The sequence below is a fragment of the Oceanobacter sp. 4_MG-2023 genome (assembly GCF_030689165.1).
In the GTDB taxonomy this organism is placed as follows: domain Bacteria; phylum Pseudomonadota; class Gammaproteobacteria; order Pseudomonadales; family Oceanobacteraceae; genus Oceanobacter.
Map to the genome: position 1 here is coordinate 308,889 of NZ_JAUYVV010000002.1, position 17,591 is coordinate 326,479.

Consider the following 17,591-nt stretch of genomic DNA (forward strand, 5'->3'; position numbering starts at 1 on the left):
TTAGGGCAGAATGCGCCCGCTCTGTATATTCTCTAAACAGGTGATGAATGGCGAAAGACGATCATATAGAAATGGAAGGTGAGGTGATAGACACTCTGCCTAATACCATGTTCCGCGTAAAACTTGAAAATGGTCACGTGGTTACGGCTCATATCTCTGGAAAGATGCGCAAGAACTATATCCGCATTCTGACTGGTGACAAGGTCAAGGTTGAGCTGACTCCCTACGACCTCAGTAAAGGCCGAATTACCTATCGCGCCCGCTAACCGGCTGTGATATCTGTGACCCCTACCTGACAGGTGGGGCCACAGACTACCAACTCACAGTCTGGTTACTGCCTTTTCAGGCAGAAACCTCTTCAGGTACCACAACGACCAGTTCGCCGTCCTCAACCTGAACCATCACATCCCCCCCACGTGCCAACTCCCCAAACAGAATTTTCTCTGCCAGCGGTTTTTTGACCTTTTCCTGCACCAGACGAGCCATCGGGCGAGCACCCATTTTTTCGTCATAGCCATGCTCAGCCAACCATTGACGGGCATCGTCATCGATATGCAGCATCACACGTTTGTCGTCCAGTTGTCCCTGCAACTCAACCAGGAACTTGTCGACGACATTCAGAATGGTATCTCGACCCAGGGCTGCAAACTGTACCGTAGCATCCAGGCGGTTGCGGAATTCCGGAGTAAAGAATTTTTTCAATTCCTCAGCACCGTCAACCGTATGGTCCTGATGTGTAAAGCCGATACTGGCTCGACTCATCCGCTCGGCACCGGCATTGGTAGTCATGATCAGAATCACGTTGCGGAAATCGGTCTTGCGACCGTTGTTATCCGTCAGCGTACCGTGATCCATAACCTGCAACAGAATGTTGAAGACTTCCGGATGTGCCTTTTCGATCTCATCCAGCAACAACACACAATGCGGCGTTTTATTAACGGTTTCGGTCAACAAGCCACCCTGGTCGTAACCCACATAGCCAGGAGGTGCACCAATCAAGCGGGACACGGTATGACGCTCCATGTACTCCGACATATCAAAACGAATCAGTTCCATCCCCATGACATTGGCCAACTGGCGCGACACTTCCGTTTTACCAACCCCCGTAGGGCCAGCAAACAGGAATGAACCAATGGGTTTTTGTGGTGCACTGAGTCCGGCACGAGACATCTTGATGGCCGTCGACAGAGTCTGAATGGCTTCATTTTGCCCGAACACCACCATTTCCAGCTTGTCTTCCAGCTTGAACAGCAACTCTTTGTCATCGGCAGAGACGGTTTTTGGCGGAATACGGGCAATCGCGGCAATCACCTGCTCAATTTCGGCCACATTGATCTGTTTCTTGCGCCGACTGACGGGCATCAATTGCTGTAACGCTCCCACCTCGTCGATAACATCGATGGCCTTGTCCGGCATATTACGATCGGTAATATAGCGGTCTGACAGCTCTGCCGCAGCACGCAGTGCCTTGTCGGTGTATTTGACGTTGTGATGATCTTCAAACTTGGACTTCAGCCCCTTAAGAATCTTGTAGGTATCATCAACAGACGGTGCCGCCACGTCGATTTTCTGGAAACGACGGGTTAATGCACTGTCTTTTTCAAAGATTCCACGGAATTCAGTAAAGGTGGTTGAGCCAACACAGCGAATTTCACCAGAACTCAACATCGGTTTCAGCAGGTTACTGGCATCCATAACACCACCAGAAGCCGCTCCTGCACCGATGATCGTGTGAATTTCATCGATAAACAAAATGCCATGAGGCTGGCGCTTCAGCTCGGCCAACAAAGCCTTGAGACGTTTCTCGAAGTCACCCCGATACTTGGTACCGGCCAACAATGCGCCCATATCCAGACTGTATACAACGGCATTGGCGATCACATCCGGCACTTCGCCGTCAACAATCCGCTTCGCCAGACCTTCTACAATCGCCGTTTTACCGACACCGGAATCCCCTACCAGCAATGGGTTGTTCTTGCGTCGACGCGACAGGATCTGGATCAGGCGACTGACTTCCTGATCACGGCCGATCAGTGGATCAATCTTGCCATCCCGGGCAACCTTGTTGAGATTGGTGGCGTAGCCTTCCAATGCATTACTGGCTGTTGGTTCGCCATCTTCATCGGTGACACCCGACGTACCGGTAGTACCGGATTCATCTTCCTGGCCCGACACTTTGGAAATGCCATGGGAAATGTAATTCACCACGTCAATACGGGCAATATTCTGTTGTTTGAGAAAATAAACGGCCTGGCTTTCCTGCTCGCTGAAGATGGCAACCAGTACGTTGGCACCGGTCACTTCCGCCTTGCCAGACGATTGCACATGAAATACAGCACGCTGCAGTACTCGTTGGAAGCCCAGGGTTGGCTGGGTCTCACGCTCGTCATCCGTGTCTGGAATCAGTGGTGTTGTCGCGTCCACAAAATCCGTCAACTCCTTGCGAATCCGTGGCACATCAGCACCACAGGCTCCCAATACGGCTGACGCAGCATCATTGTCGAGCAATGCCAACAACAAATGCTCTACGGTCATAAACTCATGCCGTTTTGAGCGAGCATCTTTAAAAGCCTCATTCAGAGTAAGCTCTAACTCTTTGTTCAGCATTGAATAGTCCCCCTAATCGTCAGCTGGTGCTACCTCGCACAGCAATGGATGCTGGCAATCTCTAGCGTATTGATTCACCAACTCAGCTTTAGTTTCAGCAACATCCCGAGTGTAGATGGCACATACTGCACTGCCTTTGGTATGAACTGTCAACATGATTTGTGTGGCCTGCTCCGGACTTCTGTTAAAAAACCGTTGCAGCACTTCGACCACAAATTCCATGGGCGTGTAATCGTCGTTCATCATAATCACACTGTACATAGAAGGTTTCTTGAGGGCAGGTTTGGTATTTTCAACCGCTACACCGCCTTCACGCTCATCCCCTGGCTGGTTGCTCATGTTTGATTCTAGTTGAGTTTTGGAAGTAAGGTACATAGCACTGATGATCTTGGAATTTGATTTCATGATACCTGTGCAAGCAAGGATGCTCTAGCGGCTTGACGCCCGACACGACCACCAGTACTGTATTGGCCCGCGTCGTAATAATTGTCACAGCAACATACTGACAACAAAACAAGGAGGTATTGCGATGAAGACCGGAACTGTCAAATGGTTCAACAACGCCAAGGGCTATGGATTTATCCTCACCGATGAAGACAACGAGGAGTTGTTCGCCCACTACTCCACCATCGTGATGGATGGTTATCGCACGCTCAAGGCCGGTCAGGCCGTACAATTCGACACCAAACCAAGCGATAAAGGCACTCACGCCATCAATATTCGCACTCTGGATGCCACAGCATCTCAAGCTGCCACCACAACGCCAGACACCACTCCAGGCACAATCTCTGAATCGGTTGCCACAGCGGTCTGCAGCAACGAGATGCCGGTGTCAGCCTGAGACGGCCTGGCATCAAAACAGAGACATACAGGCAAAGAGGACCATCTTCAATTTGTAATATTTAGCAAACTGAGTGTTCCATTTCAGGACAGAATAATTTCAAAACGCAGCAACCAGACATAAAAAAACCGCCTTTCGGCGGTTTTTTTATGCTCTGATCAATTACTTGGCCAGACCATCCACTATTTCGTTCAGTGTTGCACTAGGACGCATAATGGTTTTAACCAGCTCTTTGTCGACCTTGTAGTAACCACCAAGATCTACCGGTTTGCCCTGAACTGCCGCCAACTCAGCAACAATTTTGTCTTCGTTTTCAGCCATGGCGGCGTAAACCGGGGCAAAGATTTCTTTCAGCTCAGCGTCTTCATCCTGAGTGGATAACGCCTCAGCCCAGTACATGGCCAGGTAGAAATGACTACCACGGTTATCCAGACCGCCAACCTTACGAGCAGGCGACTTGTTTTCAACCAGGAATTTACCGGTTGCAGAATCCAGCGCCTTGGCCAATACATTGGCTTTAGGCAGATCAGCAAATTCAGACAGATGCTCCAGAGAGGCTGCCAGTGCCATAAATTCGCCCAGCGAATCCCAGCGCAGATAGTTCTCGTTGATCAGCTGCTCAACGTGCTTTGGTGCGGAACCACCAGCACCGGTTTCAAACAAGCCACCACCGCTCATCAGCGGCACAATGGACAACATTTTGGCAGACGTACCCAGTTCCAGAATCGGGAACAGGTCAGTCAGGTAATCACGCAGAACATTACCGGTAACAGAAATGGTGTTTTCACCTTTCTTCATGCGTTCCAGCGAGAAGTGAGTCGCTTCCACTGGAGTCATGATACGAATATCCAAACCCTCGGTGTCGTGCTGCGGCAGGTAGGCATTTACCTTCTTGATCAGCTCAGCATCGTGGGCACGCTCAGGATCCAGCCAGAAGATGGTTGGCCAGCCAGTAGCGCGAGCACGGCTAACCGCCAGCTTCACCCAATCCTGAATCGGTGCATCCTTGGCCTGACACATACGCCAGATATCACCAGACTCAACCGCATGTTCCATCAACACAGTACCCGCGGCATCAGTGACGCGTACGGTACCAGCAGCAGGGATTTCAAAGGTTTTATCGTGTGAACCGTATTCTTCTGCTTTCTGGGCCATCAGCCCCACATTCGGTACGGTACCCATGGTGCGCGGATCAAAAGCACCGTTTTCACGACAGAAATCAATCGCTTCCTGATAGACACCGGCATAACAACGGTCTGGAATCATGGCCAGGGAATCATGCAGTTTGCCATCAGCGCCCCACATTTTACCGGAAGAACGGATCATCGCCGGCATGGATGCATCCACGATCACATCGTTTGGTACGTGCAGGTTGGTGATGCCCTTGTCCGAGTTCACCATAGCCAGGTCAGCACGGGATTCATAAACAGCAGCGATATCCGCTTCAATCGCTTCACGCTCTGCATCTGGCAGGGATTTGATCTTGGCATACACATCGCCCAGACCATTTTTCACATCCACACCCAGTTTTTCGAAGGTGTCAGCGTATTTGGCAAATACGTCTTTGTAATACACTTCTACCGCGTGGCCAAACATGATCGGGTCAGATACCTTCATCATGGTGGCTTTCAGGTGCAAGGACAGCAGTACATCCTCTGCTTTCGCCTTTTCGGCTGCTTGCTCGTAGAATTCACGCAGCTTGGCAACGCTCATACTGGACCCGTCGATGACTTCATCAGCCAACAACGACAGCTTTTCTTTCAAGACAACGGTTTCGCCCGCTTCATTCACCAGCTCAATACGAACGTCGGTAGCAGCCGGCAAGGTAACGGATTTTTCACTGCCGTAAAAATCACCGTCTTCCATGAAAGCAACATTGGATTTGGATTCTTTGCTCCACTCACCCATGGAGTGTGGGTTGGCACGAGCATAAGCCTTGACAGATTCTGGAGCACGACGGTCAGAGTTACCTTCACGCAGCACCGGGTTAACTGCACTGCCTTTGACGCGGTCGTAACGGCTACGGATGTCTTTTTCTTCATCAGTCACCGGGTTAGCCGGATAGTCAGGCAGCTTGTAACCTTTGGATTGCAGTTCCTTAACGGTAGCTTCCAATTGAGGGATCGAAGCACTGATGTTCGGCAGCTTGATGATGTTGGCTTCTGGTTGTTTCGCCAACTTACCCAAAAAGGCCAATTCATCCGCCTGGCGTTGCTCTTCGGTCAGGTATTCTGGAAACTGACAAATAATACGAGCTGCGAGAGAAATATCCCGAGTCTCTACATTGATACCAGTCTGCCCTGCAAAGGCTTTAACGATTGGGAGTAAGGAATAGGTCGCGAGAGCCGGAGCCTCGTCAGTGTCGGTGTAGATGATCGTAGGATTATTAATAGACATTCTTACTCCTGTTGTGTGAGCTGAAATTGCTATAGCGCTCGGATTTCCTGATAACCACTTGTGGTAGTTATGCTGAGGTAGAAACCCGCAGACAAATGATAAAACAAGTCAAGGGATTGCCTGGACTCGCTGAAACACCACCTACTCCGGTAGCATTTCGATCGTGAAAACGGCGCATAATTTGTAGTTTTTCTACAAAAAATGCAAGCTAGACTATTTAGTTAAGTAGTTTTCCTACAGAACAATGAGCTCATATGGCCCTGCTTATCCTTGTCAACAAACCTTTTAACGTCCTCTCCCAGTTTACCGATACTGAAGGACGAAAAACCCTAGCTACTTTAGTCGACATCCCAAAAGTCTACCCCGCGGGCCGTTTGGATTATGACTCCGAAGGCCTGCTTTTGCTTACTGACAACGGTCAACTCCAGGCCAGAATTGCTCATCCGGCACAAAAAATGGAGAAGACTTATTGGGTCCAGGTTGAAGGTATTCCTGATCAAAAAGCACTCGAACAACTACGCCAGGGCGTCACATTGAAAGACGGCCCGACACGCCCTGCCCAAGTGGCCAGGATTGCCGAACCCCGGCTCTGGCCAAGGCATCCGCCCATTCGCCAGCGCGCCAACGACGTCACCAGCTGGCTCGAAATACGCATCAAGGAAGGCCGCAACCGCCAGGTGCGACGCATGACAGCCCACATTGGCCACCCAACCTTGCGACTGGTCCGAACCGCCATCGGTAACTGGACTCTGAACAACCTGGCGCCCGGAGAGTTCCGGGTTGAAACCGTGCATATGCCACAACCCCCTGAACGGCCCAAAAATAATCGCCGTACCGCTTCTGGCCGGACTTCCAGGGCGGGAAAATCCGCAGGAACACGCCGCCGATAACGATCAACCAGGAATAACTGTTTTTCCCGGACAATATTGGAAAAACAGCTACTTCCCTCCCTTCATTGGTCAGCTCAACGTCATTTTTGGGTTTTGCTGTCACTATCGTTTATTATTCTCTCTCGTTGTTATCTGGAGCCATCATGCCTAATCGCTGGACACCCCACGCTACCGTTGCCACCATTGTTGAGCAAGATCAACGTTTTCTGATGGTTGAAGAAATCAGCGCCGGAAAAACCGTGATCAACCAGCCCGCCGGGCATATTGAACAGCATGAAACCATTATCGATGCCGCCATCCGGGAAACCCTTGAAGAAAGCGGCTGGCAAGTCACCCCGACCGCACTGATTGGCCTTTACACCTACACAGCTCCGGCCAATGGCGTGACCTACCATCGCTACTGCTTCAGTGCCAAAGCCGACCGCTTTTTGCCAGACAGCCCGCTTGACGATGGCATCATTGGCCCCCGCTGGATGACCATTGAAGAATTACGCCACTGCCCCAATCTCCGTAGTGCCATGGTTCTGAGCTGCGTCGAAGACTACCTCAGTGGCAAACAATTCCCGTTAAACGCAATCGTTGAGCACCCGTAAGATGCCAAACCAGAACACCAAAGTCATCGTTGGCATGTCCGGCGGTGTTGACTCGTCCGTTTCCGCCTGGCTGTTACAGCAACAGGGGTATCAGGTCGAAGGCCTGTTTATGAAAAACTGGGACGAAGACGACGGCACCGAATACTGCACCGCCAAAGACGATCTCGCTGATGCCCAACAAGTCTGCGATGCGCTGGACATTCCCTTGCACCAGGCCAACTTTGCCGCCGAATACTGGGACAATGTCTTCGAATACTTCCTCGCGGAATACAAGGCTGGCCGCACCCCGAATCCAGACATCCTCTGCAACCGCGAAATCAAGTTCAAAGCCTTTCTGGAATACGCCAAAGTGCTGGGGGCTGACCTGATCGCCACCGGGCATTATGTTCGCCGACGCGACACTTCATCCGGCCAGACCGAGCTGCTCAAGGGGCTCGATCCCAACAAAGACCAGAGCTATTTTCTGCACGCGGTCGGCGGTGAAGAAATCGCCCAGACATTATTTCCCGTTGGCGAGCTGGAGAAACCTGAAGTCCGCAAGATTGCCGAAGCCAACGGACTGGTCACCGCCAACAAAAAAGACTCGACCGGCATCTGCTTTATCGGTGAACGGCGTTTTCGTGATTTTCTCAAACAATACCTGCCAGCCCAACCCGGCCGTATCAAAACCCCGGAAGGCGAAGACATTGGTGAGCACCAGGGGTTGATGTACCACACCCTGGGTCAACGCCAGGGACTGGGTATTGGCGGGCTGGCCAACCATCCGGACCAACCCTGGTTTGTCGCCGGCAAAGACCTGGAACATAACGTTCTGATTGCCGTACAGGGTAAAAACCACCCGCTGCTGTTTACCGACACTCTCACCACCGGTGCTATTTTCTGGGTAAATCAGGAACCGGCCAAGTTGCCCTTACACTGCACCGCCAAAGTCCGTTATCGCCAGAGTGACCAGCACTGCGTGATTGAACGACAAGACACCGTCGATGGTCAGACGGGCTACCGGGTGATTTTCGAACAGCCACAACGCGCCATCACACCGGGGCAATCGGTGGTTTTTTATCTGGATGACGTTTGCCTCGGCGGCGGCGTTATTGAAACCACCAGCAATCAACCATCCACTAATGACTCATCCGTCACAGCAGGGAACCAATATGACTGACCGCCGTCAGCAAGCCATTGCCATTGCCGCCGTCGTTCAGGCCGCCACTCTGGTAGAGCAGCTGGCTCGTACCGGAGATACCTCCATCAGCGATGCTACGCCACTCCTGGCCAGTCTGTTTGAACAGAATCCGGAGTCATTTGATGACATCTACGGCGACCCCAGCCACAGCCTGCACCTCGGCATCAACACCCTGCAAACGCTGGCATCCGGCAAGGGAGACAGCCTCAGCCCCGATATCACCCGCTACACCGTCGCCATATTGCATCTGGAAAGCAAACTGCGCCGCAACCACGATATGATCTCAGCGCTCGGCAACGGCATCCAGCAAGCATCTCGCCAGGTGGATCACTTTTCCATCAGCCACGAAAACACCATTTCCGCTCTGGCCGAGCTCTACAAGCAAACCCTCAGCAACCTCAGCTTCCGCATTCATGTCACCGGTGACCCGATGCACCTGCAAAACGAACACACCGCCAACAAGGTACGGGCGCTGCTGTTATCTGGTATCCGGGCAGCCATCCTTTGGCGCCAGGTAGGCGGACGCCGCTGGCATCTGCTACTGCGCCGTAAACAATACCTCAACGCCCTGGCGCAATTATCACGACCGGGCAACAGCGAATGAGGACACTGAATCGCCGCTTCAGCACCGCCCCGATGATGGACTGGTCCGATCGTCATTGCCGTTATTTCTGGCGCCACCTGTCCAGACAAGCACTGTTGTACACCGAGATGGTTACTACCGGCGCCCTGATTCATGGCAACCGTGAACGCTTTTTACAGTACAACGACATCGAGCACCCGATTGCCTTGCAATTGGGCGGCAGCAATCCGGACGAGCTGGCCCAATGCGCTCGTTTTGCTGAAGACTGGGGTTACGATGAAGTGAACCTGAATGTCGGCTGCCCCAGCGACCGGGTACAGAACAACATGATTGGCGCTTGCCTGATGGGTCATCCGCAACTGGTCGCCGACTGCGTCAAGGCCATGCAAGACCACTGCTCCATTCCGGTCACAGTCAAACACCGAATCGGTATCGACGATCAGGACAGCTATGACCATATGCGCGACTTTGTCGCCACCGTCGCCGAAGCAGGCTGTGAGGTGTTTATTGTGCACGCCCGCAAAGCGGTTTTGCAGGGGCTTTCCCCCAAGGAAAACCGCGAAGTGCCGCCACTGAAATACGACTATGTTTATCGCCTGAAGCAGGAATTTCCGCATCTGGATATTCTGTTAAACGGCGGTTTGAAAACCCACGATGAGTCGTTACAGAGCCTGCAACATATCGATGGTGTCATGATTGGCCGGGAGGCTTACCAGAACCCTGGCATTTTGCTGGACGTTGACCGCTTGTATTTCGACACAACACCCGACAGCATCGGCCCGATGTCAAAAGCGGACATTATTCGCAGCCTCTACCCGTATATTGAAGAGCAACTCAGCCTCGGCGCCACATTAAGCCATATCAGCCGCCACACACTGGGGCTGTTCAATGCCCAGAAAGGTGCTCGTTTATATCGCCGACATCTTAGTGAAAATGCCTACAAAAAAGGCTCTGGACCGGAAGTCATGGAGCAAGCTCTCGCCTTTGTCGAGCAGACATAAACAGGCAACCACAAAAGCCACCAACAGCTGCAGTGCAGCATTCGTCGGTGGCTTGGCAGGTCGCTTGGCAGTCGAAGGTGAATTCATTGTAAAAGACTACATGCAGCTGCCAGCCATCGACTCAAGGCTTGTCAAGCAATTCGCTCCGGTATGCCCGGGCACTGCTCAATGTCTTGATATTCTTGATATTAGTAAATCCCATACCATCCAGGGTATCGGCAGCAATACTGGCGCGACGCCCGGAACGACAGTACAGCACGACCTGATCATCTTTCTGCAGCTGCAACTGGCCTATTTTTTCGGCTATTTGCTGAAAAGGAATATGGGCAGCACCGGTGAGATGATCCTGCTGATATTCTTCATCAGTACGCACATCCACAAAAATGGTGTCCGCCATCGTCAATGTTGATCCTAATACCAACAGCACCGCCAACCAGAGTTTTTCCATGATAATTTCTGTCCCGAACAGGTCATATTTGGCTTTCGACCATAACGACAAAGCCAGAAAAAATAAAGATTGACAGGCATTTAATACCCTCTAATACCTTCAACCCAGTCACAAATAGCGTTTATGCAACACCATCAGGCGACATCGCACACGGTGATTCCTGGCAGTCATCTGGCAGAGACCACGCTGAAATCCATGCAGTCAATGGCGATTGATTCACCGGCAGAAAGCCGTTATCAGGCAAGCTGTCGCGGCAAACCCTAATTATAGAGTGCTCAACTATGATAGACTGGGGCGCTGACAGGATGCCCAACGGCCCACGGATGAGGCAAAGCAGACCGGAAAAACAACCACATCAGTAACAGCAGACATCGCAATGTTCGCATTGGTTATCCGGTGTTTAACAACCGAACCAAGGTTCATTGACAGAGCCTGGCCCCATCCAGACTGAACAGGAATCGACATGACCAAACCCAATTCTCGACTTCAGGCGCATCGTGCTCTTCGAACCCCTAGCCTGCCTGCCCCTCGTTTTGGCCCTCGCCAGCCGACCAACAAAGCAAGCTCCGTGATTCCAGCTACAACGCAGGATCAACCCAATTCCAGACCTCCTGTCACCCCTATCGATCCCCAACGCTAAGCTCTTACACAAGGCCACTCCGGATTCATCGGCAAACCGGTCAGCTTCGGCGTCATCGACAGAGCTGGTTCAGCGGACAGAACCAGCTCTCAGGGTACGAATGAGTCAACTCAAAGGACATCAGGGCAGAACCAGCTCAGGATACGGACGGAGCCGGTCGCGACACCCGGTTCAGTAACTCAATAGCCGCTTCTACTTCGACCTTGCGTACAGCAACACTTTCGATATTGCATCCCACCGGCACCCCCAGAGTATCCGCAAAAGCCTTGAGCTCGCGCCAGTTAGCTTCAGAATAATTGACTGATTGCTCAAGAATATCATGAGCGTGCAGCAGCTCATTCTCCAGCCAGCGTGGAATACTGATCCCCAGCCATTTCATGAAATTCAGCGTCTGCACAGACCCACAGGGCGTCAAGGTAAAGATTACCGGCACCAGATCGATTCCCTGGGCTTTACCAGCGTAATAATAGTCAGACAAAAAATCCTTCGATGCCTGCAAGTCGTAAACCCCCTGGGAGATAAAAAACGAACAGCCCTGGCGAATCTTTTCAAAAACACGCAGATGCTCATCACCCTTGGCCCGATGGCGCTCAGGAATCATCACACCTCCCAGCAGGACATCCGGCCGAACCTGCTGCTTTAACTGGTAAGCTTCAGACATGGTCATGGTGACCGACTGGTCTTTTGAGGCAGCACCAACAAAGACAGTCAGATTATCTGTCGCAGAGACCTGCTGGAGAAACGCACTCAATTGCTCGCCTGGATACTTGCCAGCGGCGCGATAAATGATTTTGGGTACGGTCAGCGCTGCCAGCTGTTGGCGGCTGTAGTCAAAACAATCCAGGGTTTCGATAAACGGAAAAGGCCGCTTCTCGGCGGTTCGTGATTCTTCGTCCTGAATGTCGTACAGCACCAGACCATCGATAGGCAATGACTGCATGCGCTGGATTTGCAGCTCAGCGATCTCTGCAATCCGGGCTGGCTCCGTACCTTTTTTCGGTGGCACGATGCCGTACAACACGATGCCACTTTCCCTGTTGCGGATTTTTTCGGTAAGCATAATGACAATTCCAAAATCTGTAATATTCCAACCCGCCAACACCTTCGGTGGATCGTACAAAGATGACATATTAACCCAGCTTGACTTAATCCGCTAAACCCCTGAATTAACAGTTGATTATTCAAATTTACAAGAAATCAAATCCAACGTAAAAACTCCTTCCAGATCGAATATTTATATCCGATCATGCTGGCCCGACAGACAAGCAAAATGATAATGTAGACACCTCTGAACGACAGGAAGCCTATTCATTACCTATGAACATATCCTCACTCTTGCCGAAATCACTGAACAGCTTGAACAGTTTTTTCAAGATGGAATCCGCCAGCGGTCTGTTGCTGATGTTTGCCGCACTGATGGCGATCATCTTTGCCAATACTCCACTGGAACCGTTTTACAATCTGCTACTGGACACTCCAGTAGAAGTCCATATTGGCGCGCTGCATATTGCCAAACCCCTGCTGCTTTGGATTAACGATGGCCTGATGGCTATCTTCTTCTTTATGGTAGGTCTGGAGCTGAAATACGAATGGCTCGAAGGTGAGTTACGCGACAAACGCAACGTTGTCTTGCCAGGCATCGGTGCCTTGGGCGGCATGCTCGTACCTGCGGTGATTTACATCGCGTTCAATCACAAAAATGAGTTGGATATTCAGGGTTGGGCTATCCCGGCAGCCACGGATATTGCTTTTGCTCTCGGTATTTTGATGTTATTGGGCTCTCGCGTCCCGACCAGCATCAAGATATTCCTGACATCTCTGGCCATCTTTGACGATATTGGCGCCATTATCATTATCGCCGTGTTTTATACCGACAACATTTCCCTGACGGCACTCAGCGTCATCGCCTTGTGCTTGCCGATACTATTCATGGTGAACCGGCTTCAAGTAGCCTCCAAAAGTGTCTACATGCTCTTGGGAGCCATTATGTGGGTTTCGATGCTGAAATCCGGTGTACACGCCACCCTGTCGGGCATCATGTTGGCGATGTTCGTACCAATGAAACTTGATCGCCAGCCTGGTTACTCACCGGCCCACCAACTGGAAAAAGACTTGCACCCGGTCGTTGCGTTCTTCATCTTACCCGTTTTTGCCTTTGCCAACGCGGGCCTCAACCTCACCGGCATCGGCATGGATCAACTGCTACACCCAATCCCGGTCGGGATTGCCGCAGGCCTGTTCATCGGTAAGCAACTAGGGATCTTTGCGTTCTGCTGGCTGGCCATCAAGATCGGTTGGACCAAACTGCCTAGCAACGTCTCCTGGACAACACTCTACGGCACCGCCGCATTATGTGGCGTCGGCTTTACCATGAGTTTGTTTATCGGCTCGTTGGCCTTTGAGGACGGTGGCGGTATCGAAAACACTTTCGATGAGCGCTTGGGGATTCTGATTGGCTCGATTGCTTCCGGCATCCTTGGTTATATGGTTCTGAACAAAAGCCTGGGCAAACCGGCTGAGTCAGAAGCACAAAACAAAGCCTGATAGCCTGATAGATGGTCAAAACCGGCTCGCCCATACAGGCGAGCCGGTTTTGCTTTAGATGGAGCTGACAAGAACAGGACAAAAACACCGACAGAACCAATCCCTACTCTATGCCGAGCAATTCCACTTCGAAGATCAGCAGGCTGCCCGGTTCGATCCGGCCAGCACGGCGTTTGCCATAGCCCAGCTCTGACGGGATATAAAAGATATTCTTCTGGCCAACGGTCATCAACTGCACACCTTCTGTCCAACCAGGAATCACCTGATTCAAACGAAAACTGATGGTTTCTCCACGCTCAACCGAGCTATCAAAGACAGTACCATTCAGTAAGGTACCATGATAATGCACTGTTACCTTGCTACTGGCGGCTGGGTGCTTACCACCATTACCCGGTTTTAACACCTTGTATTGCAAACCCGAGGCGGTCGAAACAACGCCGTCTTCCGCTCCGTTCTTTGCCAGAAAGGCATCTCCCAGCGCGATATTTTCATCCGCCCCTTTACTGCCAACCCCCGCACGACGCAAGGCATAACCCAGCAAACCGGCAATCACTGCAACCAGAAGTATATCCAGCATTATTCCATCCGTTTATCAATAGTGGACCCGAATCATAAGCGACTCATCAGCCACTCGGCCACAGGAATCAATAGTTCGACAATTCCTTGTCATCCCGAGTCAGTTTTTCACCAACATTTTCAACCATCTTTAATGCTTTTAATGAACTGGATAAAAACTCCCGTTCATACAGAATAAATACCACCGTTGCGGCACTGGCCAAAAACAACCAGACATTGACAAACCACAACAACAACGCCAGCGAAAAATAAAAAGCTCGCAAGCCGTTGTTATAACTGTGGCCAGCCTGATCGATCACCTTGGCAGCATAAATAGCAAAACTGCGCCGTTCGGCCGCCGTTACGGTTTTGTCATTAGGGAACGGTGCTGCCCCAATCAAGACCGAAGCAAAACCAAACTGCCGCATCGACCAGGTAAAGGTAAAGAAAGCATAAATAAATACGCCAATCATGACCCCGACCTTCAATTCCATGGCCAACAGACTGTCAGGGGTAACAAAAGAAATTTCCAGCAAGACATCCTGAATTTCGTTAACCGCCGACATAGCCGTCAACAAACCCGCCAACACCAACACACAGGAAGACGCAAAAAAGTTAACGTTCCGTTCGACGTTGGCCAGCAAGGCCGCATCCCCGACCCTTACCTCTCGCATCAGCAGCCGTCGCATCCAATTGATCCGGTGTACATGCATCACCGATGACAGAGAAGCGGTACGCTTGGCCATGTACTTGGCAAAGCGCCCATAAACAATCCAGCAGAACAAAAACCAGGCCAGCGCGGCCCAATTCAACCAACTGATGGCATCTTCAGGGATGTTATGCACAATATTTCTCGTTATTACCTGTGAGTGATACAAACAGAATATAGCGGCTGCCACCATCTTGATGTCCGACAACCACAACATTCACGCTGGCCGCGCATTCAAACAAAGTCCAGCCAAGCCATCCAGTCGGATCGGTCACGACACCGTTGCATCAGAACAAGATAACGCCTATTGGTCCTCCCTCATTACCTCACTGTACGCCAACCATCCGACTGCAAAAGTGGACACCCTGTCTCAATAACAGCAACAGAATCCATGCCAGGGCTGACAATCTGGCCACAACCTCGTATCATTCCTGCCCGATTTACACAACAAAAAATTGTAGGATTGCCCTACATAAAGGAAATTCCTTGATGCATATCATTATGGCAATTCCAGGCAGAATCAAAATCAAACAACTACGTGAAAACCGAACGGCGACAACCCCACCAATAACTAAAAAGGGCTAGTTCGTCTTTCCCACAAACGTACCCGGTAATGGAATACCCAGGTCGTGCCAAGCGCGACCAGGTCTTGGTAACCCAGGCCAATGCAACGCCAACATAACATGGCCGATTTCACCTTCCAGACTGGATACCCGTATGTCGCTTAAAACCCTGGATGCCTCCACTCAACGCAACCTAGGCAAACTGTTTTCAGCCCAAGCACTGGGCGGCTCTTCAGCACCGATCATAATTTCCATTGGTGGCCTAGTTGGCCAACGGCTGACCCCGGATCCCGCACTGGCCACACTCCCGGTCAGCCTGTATGGCATCGGCGTCGCCCTCGCCATGATTCCCGTCGCCATATTAATGAAAAATGCCGGACGCAAAGCCACCTACCTGATCGGGACCTTGGTGTGTGTAGTGGCCGCCGCACTAGCCGCCAGCGCCATTGCCAACACCTCATTCTGGCTTTTTTGTGCAGCACTTGGACTGACCGGGTTTTATGGTGCCTGCGTCCAAAACTACCGCTTTGCCGCCGCCGACCTGGTACCTGACAGCCATAAAGCCAACGCGATCTCACTGATTATGCTGGGCGGGTTAGCGGCTGCCATTATTGGCCCACAAACCGTTTATTGGACCCAAAACCTTTGGGAGTCCGCCCCTTTCGCTGCCAGCTTTATTGCCCAGGGCGTATTGGCACTCTTCGCCATTCCCATTTTGCTATCACTCCGATTACCGCCACCCCGCCGCCGCCACATCAGTGAGCACACCCGGTCCTTATGGCAAATAGCCAAAACCCCGGGATTTATCGTTGCTGCCCTGGCAGGTACAGTATCCTACTCTCTGATGTCCTTTATCATGACTGCCGCCCCGATCGCCATGGTGCACGAAGGTCATAGTAGCGGCACAGCCACCCTCGGCATTCAATGGCACATCCTCGCCATGTTTGCTCCCAGCTTTTTTACCGGCCGATTGATCAGCCGCTTCGGTGCCCGCTGGATCACCGCGCTGGGACTGATGCTGCTGTTCACCTCCGCCGCTACCGCCATGTCCGGAATGGAAGTGATGCACTTCTGGGGATCGTTAATCCTGCTTGGCTTAGGCTGGAACTTCGGCTTTATTGGCGCAACCAACCTGTTGACCAAGACCTACCGACCAGAAGAAAAATCCAAGGTGCAAGCCCTCAACGACCTGCTGGTATTTGGCACCGTCGCCCTCGCGTCCCTTGGTGCTGGCAGACAATTCAACCTCTACGGCTGGTACGAACTCAACCTGATCACCTTCCCCGTGATCGCCATTACCCTGCTGCTGCTTGTCGCCCTGCCATGGCTGCAAACCAATGAACCAAAATCTTTATCATAAAGCCATCGGTAGCCACGGCATGGGTGCCTTTGTCATCTGACGAGCAAACTGGGAGCAGAACGCAACTGCCAATACAAATTATTTGGGGTGAAGACAGAGAGATCCCGCGGAATCGCAGTCGATCCCCGGCTACGCGGGGAACGCATTCAGCAAACCCAAGAGCAAACATTGTCGAGCGGTTGATCCCCGGCTACGCGGGGAACGCTCACATTCAACAGCCGGTTTAGCCTGGCTAATCGGTTGATCCCCGGCTACGCGGGGAACGCACATTTCCCGGTGGCTGGGGTTGTTGCGCCCTCGGTTGATCCCCGGCTACGCGGGGAACGCCATGTAGCGCGCTCCTATTTTTTGGCAAATGCCGGTTGATCCCCGGCTACGCGGGGAACGCAATCGTGTGGGCGTTACAGCGATGCACAACCCCGGTTGATCCCCGGCTACGCGGGGAACGCGCAGATGCTGACGTACTGGCCGCCAATTTTGACGGTTGATCCCCGGCTACGCGGGGAACGCGATTTTATGAATAGTCTGCTCAGTCCGCCACGCGGTTGATCCCCGGCTACGCGGGGAACGCAATGTCCAAGTATAGGAATATATTTTTATCATCGGTTGATCCCCGGCTACGCGGGGAACGCCACCGAAAAATGATGATGTTTTTCAGGTTCGCCGGTTGATCCCCGGCT

The 17,591-nt window shown here is 51.8% G+C and carries 17 protein-coding genes and 1 CRISPR repeat array; of the genes, 10 read left to right on the forward strand and 7 right to left on the reverse strand.

The window, feature by feature from the left end:
- Nucleotides 1-47: 47 nt before the first annotated feature.
- Nucleotides 48-266 carry a translation initiation factor IF-1 gene (gene infA, locus Q8W24_RS03080; RefSeq protein ID WP_028292799.1) on the forward strand — a complete coding sequence of 73 codons (219 nt, stop codon included), beginning with the start codon at nt 48-50 and terminating at the stop codon, nt 264-266.
- 76 nt (nt 267-342) lie between these two features.
- Here the strand turns inward: infA and clpA are convergent, their stop codons facing one another.
- The gene (gene clpA / locus Q8W24_RS03085; RefSeq protein WP_303431520.1) at nt 343-2,607 is read right to left on the reverse strand and encodes an ATP-dependent Clp protease ATP-binding subunit ClpA; all 2,265 of its coding nucleotides are present in this window, start codon (nt 2,605-2,607) and stop codon (nt 343-345) included.
- 12 nt (nt 2,608-2,619) lie between these two features.
- Nucleotides 2,620-2,946 carry an ATP-dependent Clp protease adapter ClpS gene (gene clpS, locus Q8W24_RS03090; protein WP_370693297.1) on the reverse strand — a complete coding sequence of 109 codons (327 nt, stop codon included), beginning with the start codon at nt 2,944-2,946 and terminating at the stop codon, nt 2,620-2,622.
- A gap of 190 nt (nt 2,947-3,136) precedes the next feature.
- Here clpS and Q8W24_RS03095 point away from each other — a divergent pair, with 190 nt between their 5' ends.
- Entirely contained in the window at nt 3,137-3,448 is a 312-nt protein-coding gene (locus tag Q8W24_RS03095; protein ID WP_303431518.1) for a cold shock domain-containing protein, read from the forward strand.
- 162 nt (nt 3,449-3,610) lie between these two features.
- On the opposite strand, the gene Q8W24_RS03100 is transcribed toward Q8W24_RS03095, so the two are convergent.
- Complete coding sequence (locus Q8W24_RS03100) at nt 3,611-5,845, reverse strand: NADP-dependent isocitrate dehydrogenase (RefSeq protein WP_305413356.1); 2,235 nt, start codon at nt 5,843-5,845, stop codon at nt 3,611-3,613.
- Nucleotides 5,846-6,099: 254 nt separating this feature from the next.
- Here Q8W24_RS03100 and Q8W24_RS03105 point away from each other — a divergent pair, with 254 nt between their 5' ends.
- The 5 genes from Q8W24_RS03105 to dusA all read left to right on the forward strand — a co-directional run bounded on the left by Q8W24_RS03105 (nt 6,100) and on the right by dusA (nt 10,092).
- On the forward strand, nt 6,100-6,735 hold the full coding sequence (locus Q8W24_RS03105) for a pseudouridine synthase (protein ID WP_303431516.1): 636 nt from the start codon (nt 6,100-6,102) through the stop codon (nt 6,733-6,735).
- Nucleotides 6,736-6,878: 143 nt separating this feature from the next.
- Nucleotides 6,879-7,328 (forward strand): NUDIX hydrolase, encoded by a 450-nt coding sequence (locus Q8W24_RS03110; protein WP_303431515.1) that lies wholly within the window; start codon nt 6,879-6,881, stop codon nt 7,326-7,328.
- 1 nt (nt 7,329) lies between these two features.
- Nucleotides 7,330-8,487 (forward strand): tRNA 2-thiouridine(34) synthase MnmA, encoded by a 1,158-nt coding sequence (mnmA, locus tag Q8W24_RS03115; protein ID WP_305474360.1) that lies wholly within the window; start codon nt 7,330-7,332, stop codon nt 8,485-8,487.
- Entirely contained in the window at nt 8,480-9,112 is a 633-nt protein-coding gene (hflD, locus tag Q8W24_RS03120; RefSeq protein WP_305474362.1) for a high frequency lysogenization protein HflD, read from the forward strand. The genes mnmA and hflD overlap by 8 nt, the downstream gene beginning before the upstream one ends.
- Nucleotides 9,109-10,092, forward strand: a complete 984-nt coding sequence (gene dusA / locus Q8W24_RS03125) for a tRNA dihydrouridine(20/20a) synthase DusA (RefSeq protein ID WP_305474363.1) — start codon at nt 9,109-9,111, stop codon at nt 10,090-10,092. The genes hflD and dusA overlap by 4 nt, the downstream gene beginning before the upstream one ends.
- A 121-nt stretch (nt 10,093-10,213) precedes the next feature.
- Here dusA and Q8W24_RS03130 read toward each other — a convergent pair whose 3' ends face one another.
- Entirely contained in the window at nt 10,214-10,540 is a 327-nt protein-coding gene (locus Q8W24_RS03130) for a rhodanese-like domain-containing protein (RefSeq protein WP_303431511.1), read from the reverse strand.
- A 123-nt stretch (nt 10,541-10,663) separates the two neighbouring features.
- On the opposite strand from Q8W24_RS03130, the gene Q8W24_RS03135 reads away from it, so the two are divergent.
- Nucleotides 10,664-10,804 (forward strand): hypothetical protein, encoded by a 141-nt coding sequence (locus tag Q8W24_RS03135; protein ID WP_305474364.1) that lies wholly within the window; start codon nt 10,664-10,666, stop codon nt 10,802-10,804.
- 512 nt (nt 10,805-11,316) lie between these two features.
- On the opposite strand, the gene Q8W24_RS03140 is transcribed toward Q8W24_RS03135, so the two are convergent.
- On the reverse strand, nt 11,317-12,240 hold the full coding sequence (locus Q8W24_RS03140) for a methylenetetrahydrofolate reductase (RefSeq protein ID WP_305451899.1): 924 nt from the start codon (nt 12,238-12,240) through the stop codon (nt 11,317-11,319).
- Nucleotides 12,241-12,497: 257 nt separating this feature from the next.
- On the opposite strand from Q8W24_RS03140, the gene nhaA reads away from it, so the two are divergent.
- Nucleotides 12,498-13,724 carry a Na+/H+ antiporter NhaA gene (nhaA, locus tag Q8W24_RS03145; RefSeq protein WP_305474365.1) on the forward strand — a complete coding sequence of 409 codons (1,227 nt, stop codon included), beginning with the start codon at nt 12,498-12,500 and terminating at the stop codon, nt 13,722-13,724.
- A gap of 103 nt (nt 13,725-13,827) precedes the next feature.
- On the opposite strand, the gene Q8W24_RS03150 is transcribed toward nhaA, so the two are convergent.
- On the reverse strand, nt 13,828-14,301 hold the full coding sequence (locus tag Q8W24_RS03150) for an FKBP-type peptidyl-prolyl cis-trans isomerase (protein ID WP_305474366.1): 474 nt from the start codon (nt 14,299-14,301) through the stop codon (nt 13,828-13,830).
- Nucleotides 14,302-14,368: 67 nt separating this feature from the next.
- Nucleotides 14,369-15,124, reverse strand: coding sequence for a DUF599 domain-containing protein (locus Q8W24_RS03155; RefSeq protein ID WP_305451897.1), 756 nt, complete (start codon nt 15,122-15,124; stop codon nt 14,369-14,371).
- Nucleotides 15,125-15,705: 581 nt separating this feature from the next.
- On the opposite strand from Q8W24_RS03155, the gene Q8W24_RS03160 reads away from it, so the two are divergent.
- The gene (locus Q8W24_RS03160; protein ID WP_305474367.1) at nt 15,706-16,911 is read left to right on the forward strand and encodes an MFS transporter; all 1,206 of its coding nucleotides are present in this window, start codon (nt 15,706-15,708) and stop codon (nt 16,909-16,911) included.
- Between the two features lie 115 nt (nt 16,912-17,026).
- A CRISPR array of direct repeats spans nt 17,027-17,543; the repeat unit is 29 nt; unit sequence CGGTTGATCCCCGGCTACGCGGGGAACGC.
- The last annotated feature ends 48 nt before the right edge of the window (nt 17,544-17,591 follow it).

Coding starts and splice junctions, on each gene's coding strand:
- infA (WP_028292799.1), top strand. CDS start 48: ATGGCGAAAGACGATCATATAGAAATGGAAGGTGAGGTGATAGACACT.
- clpA (WP_303431520.1), bottom strand. CDS start 2,607: ATGCTGAACAAAGAGTTAGAGCTTACTCTGAATGAGGCTTTTAAAGAT.
- clpS (WP_370693297.1), bottom strand. CDS start 2,946: ATGAGCAACCAGCCAGGGGATGAGCGTGAAGGCGGTGTAGCGGTTGAA.
- Q8W24_RS03095 (WP_303431518.1), top strand. CDS start 3,137: ATGAAGACCGGAACTGTCAAATGGTTCAACAACGCCAAGGGCTATGGA.
- Q8W24_RS03100 (WP_305413356.1), bottom strand. CDS start 5,845: ATGTCTATTAATAATCCTACGATCATCTACACCGACACTGACGAGGCT.
- Q8W24_RS03105 (WP_303431516.1), top strand. CDS start 6,100: ATGGCCCTGCTTATCCTTGTCAACAAACCTTTTAACGTCCTCTCCCAG.
- Q8W24_RS03110 (WP_303431515.1), top strand. CDS start 6,879: ATGCCTAATCGCTGGACACCCCACGCTACCGTTGCCACCATTGTTGAG.
- mnmA (WP_305474360.1), top strand. CDS start 7,330: ATGCCAAACCAGAACACCAAAGTCATCGTTGGCATGTCCGGCGGTGTT.
- hflD (WP_305474362.1), top strand. CDS start 8,480: ATGACTGACCGCCGTCAGCAAGCCATTGCCATTGCCGCCGTCGTTCAG.
- dusA (WP_305474363.1), top strand. CDS start 9,109: ATGAGGACACTGAATCGCCGCTTCAGCACCGCCCCGATGATGGACTGG.
- Q8W24_RS03130 (WP_303431511.1), bottom strand. CDS start 10,540: ATGGAAAAACTCTGGTTGGCGGTGCTGTTGGTATTAGGATCAACATTG.
- Q8W24_RS03135 (WP_305474364.1), top strand. CDS start 10,664: ATGCAACACCATCAGGCGACATCGCACACGGTGATTCCTGGCAGTCAT.
- Q8W24_RS03140 (WP_305451899.1), bottom strand. CDS start 12,240: ATGCTTACCGAAAAAATCCGCAACAGGGAAAGTGGCATCGTGTTGTAC.
- nhaA (WP_305474365.1), top strand. CDS start 12,498: ATGAACATATCCTCACTCTTGCCGAAATCACTGAACAGCTTGAACAGT.
- Q8W24_RS03150 (WP_305474366.1), bottom strand. CDS start 14,301: ATGCTGGATATACTTCTGGTTGCAGTGATTGCCGGTTTGCTGGGTTAT.
- Q8W24_RS03160 (WP_305474367.1), top strand. CDS start 15,706: ATGTCGCTTAAAACCCTGGATGCCTCCACTCAACGCAACCTAGGCAAA.